Source organism: Scandinavium sp. M-37 (assembly GCF_043558715.1).
Taxonomy (GTDB): domain Bacteria; phylum Pseudomonadota; class Gammaproteobacteria; order Enterobacterales; family Enterobacteriaceae; genus Scandinavium; species Scandinavium vulneris_A.
The window spans coordinates 99517-118037 of sequence record NZ_JBIGIN010000002.1; the positions used below are offsets into that span (position 1 = coordinate 99517).

The following is an 18521-nucleotide window of genomic DNA, read 5'->3' on the forward strand; positions in this document are numbered from 1 at the left end:
ATGGTTAAAGTCTATGCCCCGGCCTCCAGCGCCAATATGAGCGTTGGGTTTGATGTGCTGGGCGCGGCGGTGACGCCGGTCAACGGTACGCTGCTGGGCGATAACGTGGAAGTGGTCGCGGCGGAATCCTTCAGTCTGAAGAACATCGGCCATTTTGCCAGTAAGCTGCCGGTGGAACCGCGTGAAAATATCGTTTATCAATGCTGGGAGCGCTTCTGTCAGGAAATTGGCAAAACCGTACCCGTCGCGATGACGCTTGAAAAGAACATGCCGATCGGTTCGGGCCTCGGCTCCAGCGCCTGTTCGGTGGTTGCCGCGCTGGTGGCGATGAATGAATACTGCGGCAAACCGTTAAACGACAGCAAAATGTTGGCGCTGATGGGCGAGCTGGAAGGGCGCATCTCCGGGAGCGTACATTACGATAACGTCGCCCCGTGCTTCCTCGGCGGGATTCAGCTGATGCTGGAAGAGAACGGCATTATCAGCCAGCAAATCCCGGCCTTCGACGAATGGCTGTGGGTACTGGCCTACCCGGGCATTAAGGTGTCGACCGCAGAAGCGCGTGCCATTTTACCCGCGCAGTATCGCCGCCAGGATTGTATCGCTCATGGTCGCCATCTTGCGGGCTTTATTCACGCCTGCTACAGCCGCCAGCCAGAGCTTGCGGCAAAATTGATGAAGGATGTGATTGCCGAGCCGTATCGCACCAAACTGCTGCCGGGCTTTGGCGAAGCACGCCAGGCGGTGGCAGAAATTGGCGCGCTGGCCAGCGGTATTTCGGGCTCCGGCCCGACGATGTTCGCCTTATGCGACACCCCGGAAACCGCACAACGAGTCGCAGACTGGCTCAGTAAACACTATCTGCAAAATCAGGAAGGCTTCGTTCATATTTGCCGGCTGGACAAGGCGGGCGCTCGCGTAGTGGGATAACCGATGAAACTGTATAACTTAAAAGATCATAATGAGCAGGTCAGCTTCGCGCAGGCCGTGACCCAAGGCTTGGGCAAAAATCAGGGGCTGTTCTTCCCGCACGACCTGCCGGAATTCAGCCTGAGCGACATCGACCCGTTGCTGAAGCTGGATTTCGTCACCCGCAGCGCCAAAATTCTGTCGGCGTTTATTGGCGATGAAATCGCCCCGCAGGAGCTTGAGTCCCGCATTCGTGCGGCGTTTGCGTTCCCGGCCCCGGTGAAAGAAGTGCAGGCCGACGTCGGTTGTCTGGAGCTGTTCCACGGCCCGACCCTGGCGTTTAAAGATTTCGGTGGTCGCTTTATGGCTCAGATGCTGACCCATATCAGCGGTGACAAACCGGTGACCATTCTGACCGCGACCTCCGGTGATACCGGTGCCGCGGTAGCACATGCGTTTTACGGCCTGAAAAATGTGCGCGTGGTTATCCTCTATCCGAACGGCAAAATCAGCCCGCTGCAGGAAAAGCTGTTCTGTACCCTCGGCGGCAACATTGAAACCGTGGCGATTGACGGTGATTTCGATGCCTGTCAGGCGCTGGTGAAGCAGGCGTTCGATGACGAAGAGCTGAAAGTGGCGTTGGGTCTGAACTCTGCCAACTCTATCAACATCAGCCGTCTGCTGGCGCAGATTTGCTACTACTTCGAAGCGGTGGCGCAGTTACCTCAGGAAGCGCGGAATCAGCTGGTGGTCTCCGTGCCGAGCGGTAACTTTGGTGATTTGACCGCCGGTCTGCTGGCGAAATCACTGGGGCTGCCGGTGAAACGCTTTATCGCCGCCACCAACGTCAACGACACCGTGCCCCGTTTCCTGCAGGAAGGCAGCTGGAAACCGAAGTCGACTCAGGCCACGCTCTCTAACGCCATGGACGTCAGCCAGCCGAATAACTGGCCGCGCGTGGAAGAGCTGTTCCGTCGTAAAGAGTGGCGCTTGAATGACCTCGGCTATGCGGCGGTGGACGATGAGACCACGAAAGCCACCATGCGCGAGCTGCAGGACATCGGCTATACCTCTGAGCCTCATGCCGCGGTGGCGTATCGTGCGCTGCGTGACCAGCTGAACCCAGGCGAGTACGGCCTGTTCCTCGGCACGGCACATCCGGCAAAATTCAAAGAGAGCGTTGAGGCTATTCTCGAGACTACGCTGCCGCTGCCAAAAGAGTTGGCGGACCGGGCCGACCTGCCGCTGCTGTCTCATCACCTGCCTGCCGATTTTGCGGCACTGCGTAAGCTGATGATGGAAAAGGCGTAACCTCTCTTTTCCCCCACAACAAGCCGGGACAGCATTACTGAGCCCGGTTTTTTTATGCCTGAAATGTGGAGAAAAAAGGGAGGAAATTAGCAGGAATTAAGGACGAATTCCCAATAAATGCGGGCACTTAGAGATTAGGATTGCGGAGAATAACAACTCTGCTTTCCACAGCGTAACCTTCTTCCATCGACCCAAATTGGGCAAAGATGAGAATGGAGTAACTATGTCAAACTTGAAACCTGTCTTCCTTGCGCTTGCTATGATGCTGGTCGCTCCGGCGGCGGTTCACGCCTCAGAAATTACGCTGGTTCCGGCGGTCAAACTGCAGATTGGCGACCAGGATGATCGGGGTCACTATTGGGATGGCGGCAACTGGCGTGACCACGACTGGTGGAACCATCACTACGAACGCTACAACAATCACTGGCGGGCACGTGGGGATCATCATGACCATCATGATGATCGCCACGATAACCATCACGATAACCATCACGATAATCATCACGATAACGGCAATCACTATGGTCAATACAAACACCACTAAGCAAAACGCCAGCATTGCGCTGGCGTTTTCTTTTACTGCTCGTGACGTTTAAACACTAACTCGCCGTCTACCGAACTGGCTTCATCAAAGAAATACCCTTCGCTATCAAATTCTTTCAATTGCTCAGGCGTCGTCAGGCGATTTTCAATAATGTAGCGGCTCATCAGGCCACGTGCCTTTTTGGCATAGAAGCTGATGACTTTGAATTTGCCGTTCTTCTCATCGAGGAACACCGGCTTAATAATCTGCCCTTTCAACACTTTTGACTTCACCGCGCGGAAGTATTCATCTGACGCGAGGTTGATGACGATGTCATCGCCCTGAGCGTGGAGCGCTTCGTTGAGCTTATTGGTGATGATATCGCCCCAGAAGTGATACAGGTCTTTGCCTTTGGCGTTTTCCAGGCGGATCCCCATTTCGAGGCGATACGGCTGCATTAAATCCAGAGGACGCAGTACGCCGTACAGGCCTGAAAGCATACGCAGATGCTGCTGGGCGAAATCAAAATCGGCTTCGCTAAATTCTTCGGCCTGCAGCCCCGTGTAAACATCGCCTTTAAACGCGAGGAGCGCCGGGCGTGCGTTTTGCGGGGTGAAATCCGGGTGCCAGTCGTGAAAACGCGTGGCGTTGAGATCTGCGAGCTTGTCGCTGATGCTCATCAGTTTGCCAATCTGCGGGGCAGACAGCTTGCGTGCGACGCTGATCAGCTGCTGGGAATAGTCCAGCAGTTCAGGTTGGGTATAGCGTGCCGTCGGCAGGTCGCTTTGGTAATCGAGCGTTTTAGCAGGTGAAATCAGAATCAGCATAATCAGTCCTTGCGGCCATTTTCCCGTGACTTTAGCAAAAAATGGCCGTGAAAGGATCGATAGCTGCTATTGGCGCGGGACATCATCCCAGGTTCCTGGGGCGAGCTGCTGTTCAATTTCCGGATAGCGTGCCGGGTCGAACACCGGTTTTACCCCGAGCTTTCTCTGGCGCAGGTAATCACTGGCGATGATACGCACTACCGGCGACAGCAGCAGGATCGCCGTCAGGTTGGTGATGGCCATCAGCGCCATAATGATATCCGCGAGCTGCCACACCACCGGTAAACTCAGCAGGGTGCCCAGCATCACCATCCCGAGGGTCACAATTCGCAGTAGCCAAACATTACGCGGGCTGTTCAGCTTCAGGTAAATCAGATTATTTTCGGCATAAATGTAGTTCGCGACGATCGAGCTGAAGGCAAACAGCAGCACCATTGCCGCGACAAATTCTGCCCCCCAGTGTCCGGCAAAGTAGGACATCGCTTTTTGCACCAGCTGAATGCCGTCGACAGACGTTTGAGCGGTGTCGTACCCGGCCAGCAGCAGAACCATTGCGGTAGCGGTACAAATGATCAGCGTATCGACCAGCACGCCAATCATCTGCACGATGCCCTGCGCGGCAGGATGCGGTGGCCATGATGCGGCGGCGGCGGCAGCGTTTGGCGTGGAACCCATGCCCGCTTCGTTGGAGAACATCCCGCGTTGAAAGCCGCTGGTCAGCGCTTGACTGATGGTATACCCGACGGCACCTGCCGCCGCTTCCTGCCAGCCGAAGGCGCTGCGAATAATGGTTTCGATAACCATCGGAATTTGATTCAGGTGCCACAGGCTGATGAGCACGCTGGCGGTGACCCACAGGCCAGCCATCACCGGTACTATCCATTGCATCAGTTTGGCTACGCCTCGCAGGCCGCGAACGATAACCAGCAGAATGAGTATCATCAGCCCGACGCCGCATACCACTTTCGGCAGGTCGAAGGCGAAATGCATGGCATTCGAGACCGAGTTGGCCTGCACGGTATTGAAGATAAGCCCATAGGCCAGCAGCAGGAACACTGAGAACATCACCCCCATCCAGCGCATTCCGAGACCGCGGGACATATACCATGCCGGGCCGCCGCGGAACTGGCCGCTGGCATCGCGTTCTTTGTAAAGCTGGGCCAGAGAACATTCGGCGAAGCTGCTCGCCATGCCGATGATTGCCGAGACCCACATCCAGAATACGGCACCCGGGCCACCGGCGGTGATCGCAATGGCGACCCCAGCCATATTACCGCTCCCGACGCGCGCGGCGAGACTGGTGCACAGCGCCTGAAATGCGGTCAGGCCGCCCGACTGTGGGTTGAGGCTGCGTTTGAGGCTCTTGGAGAAATGACGAAGATAGCGAAACTGGATGTAGCCCGTTCGCCAGGTAAACCACGCTCCGGCACCGAGCAACAGGTAAATCATTACCGAGCCCCAGAGGATTTCGTTCATAAAAGAGAGAAATTCAGGCATTTAACGTCCTTTCATCGATGCCGGAGACCATTGTAAGCGCTACCATTTTGTGACAATCCATTATCGGGCAGGCGAGGAATAATCTGAGTTTATCATACTCTGCGCTGTTGAGCCGTCTGCGGTTGCGCTGACACCGGGGCGTGATATTATCGGAGCAGACCGGTTACATCCCCCTAACAGCTGTTTAAAGAGAAAGACTATCATGACGGATAAATTGACCTCCCTGCGTCAGTACACAACCGTAGTGGCTGACACTGGAGACATCGCGGCAATGAAGCTGTATCAGCCTCAGGATGCGACAACCAACCCTTCTCTGATCCTCGGCGCAGCCCAGATCCCTGAATACCGTAAGCTGATTGACGAAGCGATTGCCTGGGCAAAAAGCCAGAGCAGCAACCGTGAGCAGCAGATTGTTGACGCAACTGACAAACTGGCGGTAAACATCGGTCTGGAGATCCTGAAACTGATCCCGGGTCGTATCTCTACCGAAGTTGACGCACGTCTGTCCTACGACACCGAAGGCTCCATCGCCAAAGCGAAACACCTGATCAAGCTGTACAACGATGCGGGCATCAGCAACGACCGTATCCTGATCAAACTGGCTTCCACCTGGCAGGGCATCCGTGCCGCTGAGCAGCTGGAAAAAGAAGGCATCAACTGTAACCTGACTCTGCTGTTCTCCTTTGCCCAGGCGCGTGCCTGTGCCGAAGCGGGCGTGTTCCTGATTTCTCCATTCGTAGGCCGTATCCTCGACTGGTACAAATCCAACACCGACAAGAAAGAGTATGCCCCGGCAGAAGATCCAGGCGTGGTATCTGTGTCTGAAATCTACAGCTACTACAAACAGCACGGCTACGAAACTGTCGTGATGGGCGCAAGCTTCCGTAACGTGGGCGAAATCCTGGAACTGGCTGGCTGTGACCGCCTGACCATCGCACCTGCGCTGCTGAAAGAGCTGGCTGAGTCTGAAGGCGCTATCGAACGTAAACTGGTTTACACCGGTGAAGTGAAAGCCCGCCCAGAGCGCATCACTGAATCTCAGTTCCTGTGGCAGCACAACCAGGATCCGATGGCGGTAGATAAACTGGCGGACGGTATCCGTAAGTTTGCTATCGACCAGGAAAAACTGGAAAAAATGATCGGCGACCTGCTGTAATCATTCGGGTGTGACCGGGTCTCCGGTCACACCTTCCTCGCGGTATTTGTCTCTGTTTCCCCTCAGCGTGTATCATTCCGCCTAACCGCATTTTTGAACGGAATAGATATGAACACACTTCGCATTGGCCTTGTTTCCATCTCCGATCGTGCCTCCAGTGGCGTATACCAGGACAAAGGGATCCCCGCACTCGAAGCCTGGCTGGCCCGCGCGTTAACCACGCCTTTTGAACTGCAAACTCGCCTGATCCCTGACGAACAGGTGATCATCGAACAGACCCTGTGCGAGCTGGTGGATGAAATGAGCTGCCATCTGGTATTAACCACCGGCGGAACCGGCCCGGCGCGTCGGGATGTGACCCCGGATGCCACTCTGGCGATTGCCGACAGGGAAATGCCGGGCTTCGGGGAGCAAATGCGCCAGATAAGCCTGCACTTTGTGCCGACGGCCATTCTGTCGCGTCAGGTGGGCGTCATCCGCAAACAGGCGCTGATCCTCAACCTGCCGGGGCAGCCGAAATCGATTCAGGAGACGCTGGAAGGCGTGAAAGACGAGGCCGGGAAGGTGCTGGTTCATGGTATTTTTGCCAGTGTACCGTATTGTGTACAGTTGCTGGAGGGGCCGTATGTTGAAACTGACCCGCAGGTGGTCGCCGCTTTTCGCCCGAAAAGCGCCCGTCGTGAAACCGATTCCTGAATTAAAGGTTGTTATAAGATACGCGTGACGGGCCAATGATTGACCGTTGATTTACAGTGTAGTAATTTTTTCTTTACGACACCTGTAAATCAATCAAAACAAATGGCCCGCTATGTCACAACATGCACGACCTCTGAACCGACAGGATTATAAAACCCTGACGCTGGCCGCTCTCGGCGGCGCGCTGGAGTTTTATGATTTCATCATCTTCGTCTTTTTTGCCGCGGTAGTCGGCGAACTCTTCTTCCCGCCGGATATTCCTGAATGGCTACGCCAGGTGCAGACCTTCGGCATTTTTGCCGCAGGCTATCTGGCACGTCCGCTTGGCGGCATCATCATGGCGCACTTTGGCGATCTGGTCGGACGTAAAAAGATGTTCACACTCAGCATTTTGCTGATGGCGGTGCCAACGCTGTTGATTGGCCTGCTGCCGACCTACGCGTCGGTGGGGATTATCGCGCCGTTACTTTTGCTGCTGATGCGCGTCCTGCAAGGTGCGGCCATTGGCGGGGAAGTGCCGGGGGCGTGGGTGTTTGTGGCCGAGCACGTGCCCGCCCAGCGCATCGGCATTGCCTGCGGAACGCTCACGGCGGGGCTGACGATCGGGATTTTGCTCGGCTCGGTGGTGGCAACGCTTATTAATACCAGCCTGACGCAGCAGGCGATTCACGACGGTGGCTGGCGGATCCCCTTCCTGCTCGGTGGGGCGTTTGGTCTGGTGGCGATGTATCTGCGTCGCTGGCTACAGGAGACGCCTGTCTTCCTCGAAATGCAAAAACGTAAGCAGCTGGCGCAGGAACTGCCGGTGAAATCGGTGGTGATGAAGCATCAGAAAGCCGTGGTTATCTCGATGCTGCTGACCTGGCTCCTGTCGGCGGGGATCGTGGTGGTTATCCTGATGTCGCCGGTATGGTTGCAAAAGCATTACGGTTTTGCCCCTGCGCTGACCTTACAGGCCAACAGCATTGCCACCATTATGCTCTGCGTCGGCTGTCTGCTGGCGGGCCTGGCGGTCGATAAATTCGGTGCCAGCCGCACCTTTATTATTGGCAGCCTATTGTTAGCGGCATCGAGCTGGGCGTTCTATCACCTGGCGGGCACGTCGGCGTCACATCTGTTTATGCTCTACGGGCTGGTGGGATTGTGCGTCGGGGTCGTTGGCGCGGTGCCGTATGTGATGGTTCGGGCGTTTCCGGCGGAAGTGCGTTTCACCGGCATCTCATTCTCTTACAACGTCTCCTACGCCATTTTCGGTGGGCTGACGCCGATTGCGGTTACGCTGTTGATGGGGGTCTCACCAATGGCTCCGGCCTGGTATGTGCTGGCGCTGTCGCTGGTGGGATTGGGGTTAGGACTCTGGCTGCGGCAAACGTATATTGCGCCAGAAAAGGCGGCTTTAGTGACGCATTAAAAAAGAAGCCGGGCAGTGCCCGGCTTTTTAATCCCGATGAAAATTAACGCTTTTCACCGATTGGCAGCACGGTGCGACCGAATTTTTCATTCAGCACTTCACCCATCGCCAGCCAGATAGCGCTCGCGCCACACACCAGACCAATCCAGCCTGCAATGCGTACGATGCCTTCGTTGTCCGCCAGGTGGCCGATGGCCAGCAGAGCAAACAGCACGGTCAGGCTCAGGAACACGAACTGCTGCATACGTGGGCCGTTCAGGGTGCCGAAGAACATGAACAGAGTGAATACACCCCACAGGCCCAGGTACATCCCCATGAAGTGCGCGTTAGCCGGTTCGGCCAGGCCCATTTTCGGCATGATCAGAATGGCGACCAGGGTCAGCCAGAAAGAACCATAAGAGGTGAATGCAGTCAGACCGAAAGTATTCCCTTTTTTAAACTCCAGCAGGCCTGCAAAAATTTGCGCCAGTCCGCCGTAAAAAATACCCATCGCCAAAATGGCAGTATCAAACTGGAAAAGACCGCTGTTTGCCAGGTTCAGCAGGATGGTGGTCATGCCGAAGCCCATCAGGCCCAGCGGTGCTGGGTTAGCCAACTTAGTGTTAACCATATTTCCTCAAAAACTCATTAATAAAGGGGGAAAAGTTGTAAACCCCTGCCAATCCTCTGGCAGCGGGGCGCGGCATAATAATCAGAGCCGTGTCCGCCGTCTATGATCTGAGCAGGGTGAAATTAAAAAATTTTTTATGCTTCCCCCTTGATGCCCGATGTTACGACCCCATCTTGTATGCAACCGCAGTGGTGAGCCTGGAAAAAAAAGCATTAGGGCGCTTGAAACAACACGTTTCGCCCTTATTACAGGTTCACAACCACATGTTGATCGAATTTTTAGTGGAGACGTTTAGATGGGTAAAATTATTGGTATCGACCTGGGTACTACCAACTCTTGTGTAGCGATTATGGATGGCAACACCCCGCGTGTGCTGGAAAACGCTGAGGGCGATCGCACCACGCCTTCTATCATTGCTTATACCCAGGACGGTGAAACTCTGGTTGGTCAGCCGGCTAAACGTCAGGCAGTGACAAACCCGCAAAACACCCTGTTTGCGATCAAGCGCCTGATTGGTCGTCGTTTCCAGGACGAAGAAGTGCAGCGTGATGAAGCCATCATGCCGTACAAAATCGTTGCTGCTGATAACGGCGATGCGTGGCTGGACGTAAAAGGCACCAAAACTGCACCACCGCAGATCTCTGCTGAAGTGCTGAAAAAAATGAAGAAAACCGCGGAAGATTACCTGGGTGAACCGGTAACTGAAGCTGTTATCACCGTACCGGCTTACTTCAACGATGCTCAGCGTCAGGCAACGAAAGATGCTGGCCGTATCGCCGGTCTGGAAGTGAAACGTATCATCAACGAACCAACCGCAGCCGCACTGGCCTATGGTCTGGATAAAGAAGTCGGCAACCGCACCATCGCGGTGTATGACCTGGGTGGTGGTACTTTCGATATCTCTATTATCGAAATCGACGAAGTTGATGGCGAAAAAACCTTCGAAGTTCTGGCGACCAATGGTGACACTCACCTCGGTGGTGAAGACTTCGACAGCCGTCTGATCAACTACCTCGTTGAAGAGTTCAAGAAAGATCAGGGCATTGACCTGCGTAACGACCCGCTGGCTATGCAGCGTCTGAAAGAAGCAGCAGAAAAAGCGAAAATCGAGCTGTCTTCTGCTCAGCAGACCGACGTCAACCTGCCGTACATCACTGCAGATGCGACCGGTCCGAAACACATGAACATCAAAGTGACGCGTGCGAAACTGGAAAGCCTGGTCGAAGACCTGGTGAACCGTTCTATCGAGCCGCTGAAAGTTGCTCTGCAGGATGCTGGCCTGTCCGTTTCCGATATCCAGGACGTTATCCTGGTCGGCGGTCAGACTCGTATGCCAATGGTTCAGAAGAAAGTTGCTGAATTCTTCGGTAAAGAGCCGCGTAAAGACGTTAACCCGGATGAAGCTGTGGCTATCGGTGCAGCGGTTCAGGGCGGCGTTCTGACCGGTGAAGTAAAAGACGTTCTGCTGCTGGACGTTACCCCGCTGTCGCTGGGTATCGAAACCATGGGCGGTGTGATGACTGCGCTCATCAACAAAAACACCACCATCCCGACTAAGCACAGCCAGGTGTTCTCTACTGCGGAAGACAACCAGTCTGCGGTAACCATCCATGTGCTGCAGGGTGAGCGTAAACGTTCCAGCGATAACAAATCTCTGGGTCAGTTCAACCTGGATGGTATCAGCCCAGCACCGCGCGGTATGCCGCAGATCGAAGTCACCTTCGATATCGATGCTGACGGTATCCTGCACGTTTCCGCGAAAGACAAAAACAGCGGTAAAGAGCAGAAGATCACCATCAAAGCGTCTTCTGGTCTGAATGAAGAAGAAATCCAGAAAATGGTGCGTGAAGCTGAAGCTAACGCCGAGTCTGACCGTAAGTTCGAAGAACTGGTTCAGACCCGCAACCAGGGCGACCATCTGCTGCACAGCACGCGTAAGCAGGTTGAAGAAGCCGGCGAACAGCTGCCAGCAGAAGACAAAACCGCTATCGAGTCTGCACTGACTGCGCTGGAATCTTCTCTGAAAGGTGAAGACAAAGCGGATATCGAAGCGAAAATGCAGGCGCTGGCTCAGGCTTCTCAGAAGCTGATGGAAATTGCTCAGCAGCAGCACGCTCAGCAGCAGGCAGGTTCTGCTGACGCTTCCCAGAACAACGCGAAAGATGACGACGTTGTCGACGCTGAGTTCGAAGAAGTGAAAGATAAAAAATAATCGCCCTTATGCAGGGTAATTAACTGGCACGGGCGTAGGAGTTTACTCTTACGCCCGTGCTCGCATGTTAAGGGTAGAAAAACAGAAATGGCGAAGAGAGACTATTACGAGGTTTTAGGCGTTTCCAAATCAGCGGAAGAGCGTGAAATCAAAAAGGCTTACAAACGCCTGGCGATGAAGTTTCACCCGGACCGTAATCAGGGTGACAAAGAAGCCGAAGCCAAATTTAAAGAGATCAAGGAAGCCTACGAGATCCTGACCGATGCGCAAAAGCGTGCGGCCTACGATCAGTACGGTCATGCAGCCTTTGAACAGGGCGGCGGTGGATTCGGTGGCGGCGGCTTTGGCGGCGGCGGTGCTGATTTCGGCGATATCTTTGGCGACGTGTTTGGCGATATCTTTGGCGGCGGTCGTGGCCGTCAACGCGCCTCCCGCGGTTCAGATTTACGTTACAACCTGGATCTGACGCTGGAAGAAGCCGTTCGCGGCGTCACCAAAGAGATCCGTATCCCGACGCTTGAAGAGTGTGAAGTGTGCCACGGTAGCGGCGCGAAAGCCGGCAGCAAACCGCAGACCTGTCCGACCTGTCATGGTCAGGGCCAGGTGCAGATGCGCCAGGGCTTCTTTGCAGTTCAGCAGACCTGTCCACACTGTCAGGGTCGTGGCACGCTGATTAAAGATCCGTGCAATACCTGTCACGGTCATGGTCGCGTTGAGAAAACTAAAACCCTGTCGGTCAAAATCCCGGCGGGTGTCGATACCGGCGACCGTATTCGTCTGGCTGGCGAAGGTGAAGCGGGCGAGCACGGGGCACCGGCAGGCGATCTGTACGTTCAGGTGCAGGTGAAACAGCACCCGATCTTCGAACGTGAAGGCAATAACCTGTACTGCGAAGTGCCAATCAACTTTGCGATGGCAGCGCTTGGCGGCGAAATCGAAGTCCCGACCCTCGACGGTCGCGTGAATCTGAAAGTGCCAGGCGAAACCCAGACCGGCAAACTGTTCCGTATGCGTGGGAAAGGGGTTAAATCCGTTCGCGGTGGCGCACAGGGCGATCTGTTGTGTCGCGTAGTGGTGGAAACCCCGGTTAGCCTGAACGACAAACAGAAGCAGCTGCTAAAAGACCTGCAGGAAAGCTTTGGCGGGCCAACGGGTGAGAAAAATAGCCCGCGCTCCAAAAGCTTCTTCGACGGGGTAAAAAAATTCTTTGATGATTTGACCCGTTAATTATTTATATTCTAAGTAAAAACCGAAATGTTAATTCATTTCGGTTTTTTTTTGCCCCCGCCCTGAAAATGATGCTTTATTAGGAATAATCTTGTTTTATGATGGGGTTTTGGGCCGCAAGTGATGGTTAATGTTATTTATAATTTTTTAACCTATTGATTTGTTTGGGGTAAGTGAGTTGTTTTGATATCTGAATACATTCATTGCATGTATAGTTTCGGGTCAATTAATTGATTTGAAAGGGGCTATCTTGTATGGAAACATCGTCTGCAGCCAGGAAGTTTGATTTAAATTTGATCAGAGTGCTGGACGCTGTGGTAAATGCAGGAAATGCCAGTAAAGCATCCAGGCGCCTTAATCTGACACCCGCCGCCGTTTCATTAGCGTTGCGACGTCTTCAGCATACGTATAATGAAGTCCTTTTTATTCGGACTAAAGAGGGATTAGTGCCGACCATGCGGGCGAGGGAGATTCATCATACCTTTAATCAGATCCTCGAACTGGTCGATACTACCTTTGATTCAACGGCGTGGAGAAAGCTCAATAAAGAAATTGTGATTTGTGGGAGTGACATCATTGAACAATGTTTCCTATCAGAGCTTATTGAATTTGATGCCTTCGAACAGTTCCTGATTAACCATCGAACCAACTGGAGTCGGGATGCTAAAACCTGTCGTGAATTACTCCTGTCGGGAGAGGCTGATTTGGCTATCACCTTCGATCCGCCGTCGGGTAATGAATTTACCCAAGTGCCGATAGAAAACTTTAGCCACTATTCAGTGGTATGCAGCGAACACAATCCCTTATCGGAACTGGAAAAACTCTCGCTGCACCATTTTTATTCATTCCCTCATGCCGTTATTCATAACGGAGCCTCGTCACCTGCACTTATTGAAGAGGAAAATCGACAACTCTTTACCGGTCCTTATTCAGGACGACGGTTGATCGGCTATCGCGGAGAATCAATCAATGGATTGCTGAGCATTGTTGAGCGCTCATCAATGATTGCGGTGATCCCTCAGCGACTGGCCCATTTTTTTCAATTGCAAAGGAATTATGCCATTTCACTCATCCCCCTTCCGGATGAAATCATTATCAAGCCATTAGTATTGTGCGCGGTCTGGTCACAACAAAACAAATTTAAGAAAGATATCCCATCAATTATTTCAATGTTACAAAGCGTGGCGCATTAAGTGCAATGGTTTTGATTATCAAGCCATGCCGTCATTTATCATCCTTGTTTTCCAATGAAATGATAAGTGTAGCTCTCGATTATGGTAGAGTTAAATGCACGGCATGGGCTAGACGTAGAAAAATTTACTCAATGATGACTCTGTTTTTCATCCAACCATAAATAAACTCTTCGTTCTTTTCCCGATTCTCGGTTATCACCAGGTAGTATTCTCCCTGGGAACAGTTAAGCGCATTAATGAGTACCTGCTCGCCTTCTTTTCCTCGCCATGACAGAAAAGTATTCAGCGCTTCGATGGTCTTTGTGCCAATATTGCCATCGACTTTAAGTTCTGAATATTTGTTGCTGTGGAGATTAAATATGTTCAGCCAGCGCTGTAGCCAGCGGGAGGGCCAGCTGGGGCCGACGTTGACCCCGGCATCGCACAGTTCAAAGGCCAGATGTAAGGAAAGCTGAGCCACTTTATCGAAGCCGGGAGCGCTCCAGTAGCTTTTCTCCAGAATGGTATAGGCTTCATCCCGGGTCATCTCCTGCATATCGCCTTGATAGCCATGGGCACGAGCGGTCACTTCGGTTATTCCCCAATTTGTGGCACCCCCTTTATCTGCCGGGTTATTTGTATATCCACCTTCTTTTTCGATAATACCATCTAATACAGGGTTCATCGTTTCGTCCTCTGTGCTCATCAGTTGTGGGAGAGTAACTTAATCATATCCAGTACGGCATACAGTGAAATGATTGAGATAATAAAAGCCATCACGATTGCTGTTTTCCATATTTTATATCGGCGCTTTAATCTTTCTTCCGGTAGCGTTTCAATCGTAATGTTGTTGTTAATTCTGATCCCGACGCGGGGGATGGTCATGAAAAAATCGTTAATGCCGAGGGTGCGCAAGTCTTTGCGAATTAAATACAAGAGTTGCGTGAGATTAGCATCACTGATGAATTGTCCACGTTCTCCCCATAGCCCGTAGGTCAGCTGTTGTTTATCAATGACTCCTGATTCTGAATTCTCAATGATAAAGCTTAGGCAGCGGGCTCGCATCGCCGTCATTTTTATAATCACAGCGTTATCGGTGTTTCTTATTTCATTTTTCTCCTCATTGTAAATACAGTTATGGTTAAGAAGATAGCGCTTCATAGTACACCTGTTAGTCGTGGTGAGTTGATTTGTGTTAATTGATAGTAGAAGGCAATCCTCCTTTTACCATTAGTTTGAGTAAGAAATTTCTTAAGCAGTAATAGGAGTGTGGAGTGGCTTGCAAATAACGGAGTAAATTAAGTTTGATTTATAAGTGATGTAAATCCGGTTTACATTGCTAAAGATTAGACATGATTTTCCTTATTGATGGGCAGTGTTTCCGGTAAATGGCGGGATGGTCTTTTGTTGTGTATCAATAAAGCTCACGTGATGCTTTGTGTTTTGAGAATTCAGTGGGGGACGTATGAAATAGATGGTGTAGCGCTTGGCTACCTTTTCAAAACACTCTAAGGAATTCGCAATGCCAACAAGTATTTTAATTCAAAACGATAGTCTGACAGAAACCACTAAGGCAGCAGACGTCTTTAAACCTGAAAGCGAAGTGCAGAACTATAGCTATACCTCTGCCCGAGTCGCCAAGCCGGTTTATAACAAATACAAAGCGGCAACCGCCAAACCGAAGGTATTTGGCTATTATACCGACTGGTCACAGTACGATGGGCGTCTCCAGGGCCTGACGACTCATGATAAGTTTGGCCGTGGTTATGACCTCGCGAATGTTGAACCGACGGCATATGACAAAATTATCTTTGGTTTTGTGGGTATCGTCGGTGATAAGGGTGAGAAACAGCTCACCATTGAAGCGGCGGCGGGTCTCACCGGTAAAAAAACCAATGAGCCCACTTTCCTCGATCCATGGGGCGATTTTCAGTCCTTCGTAAACTGCAATCTATCCAGCAGCGGCTGGGACGTCGATCCAATGACGGTGACGCAGTCCAATACCCATGGTCTGCTTGGCGGCTTACGTGATTTACAGGCTAAAGCCAAACAGCAGGGACATACCCTGGCCCTGTCGATGAGTATCGGCGGCTGGACCATGAGTAATGCCTTCCACGAAGTCGCTAAAACTGACTCGGCGCGTAAAACCTTTGCTGGCGGTGTCGTCAAACTGTTCCAGCAGTTCCCAATGTTCAGTGAAGTAGATATTGACTGGGAATACCCGAACGCTGATGGCAATGGCAACCCGCACGGCCCGGAAGACGGTGCCAACTACGCGCTGCTGATTAAGGAGCTGAAAAGCCAGCTGACCGCAGCAGGTCGTGGCGACGTGAAGATTTCTATCGCCAGTTCTGCGGTAGTCGACGTCCTGGGGTATTCCAATGTGAAAGCGCTGATGGATGCGGGTCTGTATGCCATCAACGTGATGACCTATGACTTCTTCGGGACCCCGTGGGCGGAAACGCTGACGCACCACACCAATCTGTCGCCGTTAACGGCGGGTGGCTGGAGCATTGAGGCCGTCGTGGATTACCTGGTTGCCGAAGGTTTCCCTTCCGATCGCATCAATATCGGTTATGCCGGATACAGCCGTAATGGTCGCAATGCCGTTATTGAAAGTTTCTCTCCGCTGAAAGGCTCTTACGATCCAGGCCAGGGAACGACCACCGGGTCATTCGAATCGGGTTGTACCGAATGGTATGACACTATCTACAACTATCTGGATCTCGAAAATCAGGAAGGTCGTAACGGCTTCAACGTGTATACCGATAAAATCGCCAATGCGGATTACCTGTACAACCCGGAGAGCAAGCTGTTTATGTCTCTGGATACGCCGCGTACGGTGAAAGCCAAAGGTGAGTACGCCGCGAAACATAACCTGGGTGGCCTCTTTACCTGGACCATCGATCAGGATAACGGCGTGCTGCTGAATGCCGCCCGTGAAGGCCTGGGCTATGAACTGCAGACTCAAAAAGTGGATATGAAGCCGTTCTACTTTGAAGGTATCAACATCAGCGGTTCAGAGAAGGATGAAGAAGGGGATGAACCTGTTCAACCGGTCGTTAACCATGCGCCAAAAGCCGCAGTGGAGTTGCTGGTTGTCAGCGGTTCACGCGTCCAGCTTTCTGGTGAAGGTTCGAGTGATGAAGATGGTGATGTGCTGAGCTATAGCTGGGGCGTTCCTACTTTGCTGACCGTGGCAGACAAGAGCGCGTCAGTGATTGAGTTCTCTGCACCAACGGTAACCCAAAAAACAGAACTTCAATTCACATTGTTTGTTCGTGATAGCCATAATGAGCCGTCATCTCAGCAGCGTTTTGTGGTGAATGTGGTTCCTGCCCAATCCGGTCAGAGCGATATTCCAGTACCTACTCCTGAGCCAGAGCCAACGCCAGAACCGACCCCGGATGTTCCGGCTGGCGACACCCCATATCCAGTATGGAACGCCAGCACCGTCTACGGCGGCAACTGGGGGACTTTCGAAACCGTAAGCTGGAAAGGCCATAACTACAAGGTTAACTGGTACTCCATTGGTGAGCAGCCGGATAAAAACAGCGGTCCGTACGCAGTATGGAGCGATCTCGGCGCGTATTAATGTGATCCGATAGCTATAATTTTTTGTGCAAGCTTCCCCGGCGGATGGACCGCCGGGGTTTTTTTGCATTCTTAACCGCGTAATTGTGTTTGCTCGAAAAAGGCGAGCTTTCATTGCTATATAATCTGCTTTTAACGAATCATCGTGGCGGTTACTATGGTTTTATCGATGTATTAACGGAAAAGAGAGAATAAAAGTGAAACATCTACAGCGTTTTTTTAGCAATGAGGCTTCCGGGGGCATCATCTTGATCATCGCCGCCGCGCTGGCGATGCTGTTGGCGAACATGGGTTCGACCAGCGGTCTGTATCATTCTTTTCTGGAAACCCCGGTACAGCTCAAGGTGGGTGCGCTCGAAATTAATAAGAACATGCTGCTGTGGATCAACGATGCGTTGATGGCGGTGTTCTTCCTGTTGATTGGCCTTGAGGTCAAACGTGAACTGATTGTGGGATCGCTGGCCAGCCGTCGGCAGGCGATTTTCCCGGTGATTGCCGCCCTGGGCGGGATGGTGGTGCCCGCGCTGGTCTATCTGGCGTTCAATTTCCAGGATCCGATTACCCGTGAAGGCTGGGCGATTCCGGCGGCCACCGACATTGCGTTTGCACTGGGCGTGCTGGCGCTGCTCGGTAGCCGTGTCCCGGCCTCTCTGAAGATTTTCCTGATGGCGCTGGCGATTATTGATGACCTCGGTGCCATCGTTATTATCGCGCTGTTCTACACCAGTGATTTGTCTCTACTGTCGCTCGGCGTAGCCGCAGCGGCGATTGCGGTACTGGCTATCCTGAACCTGACCGGGGTACGTCGGACCGGGATTTACATTCTGGTGGGCGTTATTCTGTGGACCGCGGTACTGAAATCAGGCGTGCATGCCACGCTTGCCGGGGTGGTTGTCGGTTTCTTCATTCCGCTCAAAGAGCAGAACGGTAAATCGCCGGCGGCACAGCTTGAGCACGTACTGCATCCGTGGGTGGCGTATCTGATCCTGCCGCTGTTCGCCTTCGCTAATGCGGGCGTGTCACTGCAAGGCGTCACCCTGGAAGGGCTGACCTCATTGCTGCCGTTGGGCATTATGGCGGGCTTGTTCATCGGTAAACCGCTGGGTATTGGCCTGTTCTGCTGGCTCGCGCTGAAAATGAAATGGGCCACGCTGCCAGCGGGCACGACCTGGAAGCAGATTATGGCGGTTGGGGTGCTGTGCGGGATCGGCTTTACCATGTCGATTTTCATTGCCTCGCTGGCCTTCGGTAACGTGGATCCCGCTCTCATCAACTGGGCGAAGCTGGGCATCCTGATTGGCTCAGTGCTGTCAGCGGTGGTCGGTTACACCCTGCTGCGGATGCGCACCTCCAGCGAGCAGGTACAAACGGTCTAA

General features: G+C 52.8%; 16 protein-coding genes. 11 read left to right on the plus strand and 5 right to left on the minus strand.

Annotated elements, in window-relative coordinates; translation table 11 throughout:
• From thrB to ACG0Z5_RS02450, 3 genes are all read left to right on the plus strand, one after another.
• The gene (gene thrB, locus ACG0Z5_RS02440; RefSeq protein WP_394445149.1) at positions 1–930 is read left to right on the plus strand and encodes a homoserine kinase; all 930 of its coding nucleotides are present in this window, start codon (positions 1–3) and stop codon (positions 928–930) included.
• A 3-nt stretch (positions 931–933) separates the two neighbouring features.
• Entirely contained in the window at positions 934–2220 is a 1287-nt protein-coding gene (thrC, locus tag ACG0Z5_RS02445) for a threonine synthase (RefSeq protein ID WP_394445150.1), read from the plus strand.
• Positions 2221–2443: 223 nt separating this feature from the next.
• Positions 2444–2764, plus strand: coding sequence for a DUF2502 domain-containing protein (locus ACG0Z5_RS02450; RefSeq protein WP_394445151.1), 321 nt, complete (start codon positions 2444–2446; stop codon positions 2762–2764).
• A 32-nt stretch (positions 2765–2796) separates the two neighbouring features.
• Here ACG0Z5_RS02450 and yaaA read toward each other — a convergent pair whose 3' ends face one another.
• Entirely contained in the window at positions 2797–3570 is a 774-nt protein-coding gene (yaaA, locus tag ACG0Z5_RS02455; protein ID WP_394445152.1) for a peroxide stress protein YaaA, read from the minus strand.
• Between the two features lie 66 nt (positions 3571–3636).
• Positions 3637–5067, minus strand: a complete 1431-nt coding sequence (locus ACG0Z5_RS02460) for an alanine/glycine:cation symporter family protein (protein WP_394445153.1) — start codon at positions 5065–5067, stop codon at positions 3637–3639.
• A 202-nt stretch (positions 5068–5269) separates the two neighbouring features.
• Between ACG0Z5_RS02460 and tal the strand changes: the two genes are divergently transcribed.
• The 3 genes from tal to ACG0Z5_RS02475 all read left to right on the plus strand — a co-directional run bounded on the left by tal (position 5270) and on the right by ACG0Z5_RS02475 (position 8330).
• Positions 5270–6223: a transaldolase gene (gene tal / locus ACG0Z5_RS02465; RefSeq protein WP_319628262.1), complete on the plus strand. Its 954-nt coding sequence runs from the start codon at positions 5270–5272 to the stop codon at positions 6221–6223.
• Positions 6224–6331: 108 nt separating this feature from the next.
• Positions 6332–6919, plus strand: coding sequence for a molybdopterin adenylyltransferase (mog, locus tag ACG0Z5_RS02470; RefSeq protein WP_394445155.1), 588 nt, complete (start codon positions 6332–6334; stop codon positions 6917–6919).
• Positions 6920–7031: 112 nt separating this feature from the next.
• Entirely contained in the window at positions 7032–8330 is a 1299-nt protein-coding gene (locus tag ACG0Z5_RS02475) for an MFS transporter (protein WP_394445156.1), read from the plus strand.
• 43 nt (positions 8331–8373) lie between these two features.
• On the opposite strand, the gene satP is transcribed toward ACG0Z5_RS02475, so the two are convergent.
• Complete coding sequence (gene satP, locus ACG0Z5_RS02480; RefSeq protein ID WP_394445157.1) at positions 8374–8940, minus strand: acetate uptake transporter; 567 nt, start codon at positions 8938–8940, stop codon at positions 8374–8376.
• A 295-nt stretch (positions 8941–9235) separates the two neighbouring features.
• Here satP and dnaK point away from each other — a divergent pair, with 295 nt between their 5' ends.
• From dnaK to ACG0Z5_RS02495, 3 genes are all read left to right on the plus strand, one after another.
• On the plus strand, positions 9236–11152 hold the full coding sequence (gene dnaK, locus ACG0Z5_RS02485) for a molecular chaperone DnaK (RefSeq protein ID WP_319628258.1): 1917 nt from the start codon (positions 9236–9238) through the stop codon (positions 11150–11152).
• Positions 11153–11239: 87 nt separating this feature from the next.
• Positions 11240–12379 (plus strand): molecular chaperone DnaJ, encoded by a 1140-nt coding sequence (dnaJ, locus tag ACG0Z5_RS02490; RefSeq protein WP_394445158.1) that lies wholly within the window; start codon positions 11240–11242, stop codon positions 12377–12379.
• A gap of 254 nt (positions 12380–12633) precedes the next feature.
• On the plus strand, positions 12634–13572 hold the full coding sequence (locus tag ACG0Z5_RS02495) for a LysR family transcriptional regulator (protein ID WP_394445159.1): 939 nt from the start codon (positions 12634–12636) through the stop codon (positions 13570–13572).
• Positions 13573–13696: 124 nt separating this feature from the next.
• On the opposite strand, the gene ACG0Z5_RS02500 is transcribed toward ACG0Z5_RS02495, so the two are convergent.
• On the minus strand, positions 13697–14236 hold the full coding sequence (locus ACG0Z5_RS02500) for a glycoside hydrolase family 108 protein (RefSeq protein WP_394445160.1): 540 nt from the start codon (positions 14234–14236) through the stop codon (positions 13697–13699).
• A 20-nt stretch (positions 14237–14256) separates the two neighbouring features.
• A complete protein-coding gene (locus ACG0Z5_RS02505) occupies positions 14257–14712 on the minus strand; it encodes a transcriptional regulator (protein WP_394445161.1) in 456 nt (151 codons plus the stop codon).
• Between the two features lie 361 nt (positions 14713–15073).
• On the opposite strand from ACG0Z5_RS02505, the gene ACG0Z5_RS02510 reads away from it, so the two are divergent.
• Together ACG0Z5_RS02510 and nhaA are read left to right on the plus strand one after the other, a co-directional pair.
• Positions 15074–17146 carry a glycosyl hydrolase family 18 protein gene (locus ACG0Z5_RS02510; protein ID WP_394445162.1) on the plus strand — a complete coding sequence of 691 codons (2073 nt, stop codon included), beginning with the start codon at positions 15074–15076 and terminating at the stop codon, positions 17144–17146.
• Positions 17147–17342: 196 nt separating this feature from the next.
• Positions 17343–18521 carry a Na+/H+ antiporter NhaA gene (gene nhaA, locus ACG0Z5_RS02515; RefSeq protein WP_394445163.1) on the plus strand — a complete coding sequence of 393 codons (1179 nt, stop codon included), beginning with the start codon at positions 17343–17345 and terminating at the stop codon, positions 18519–18521.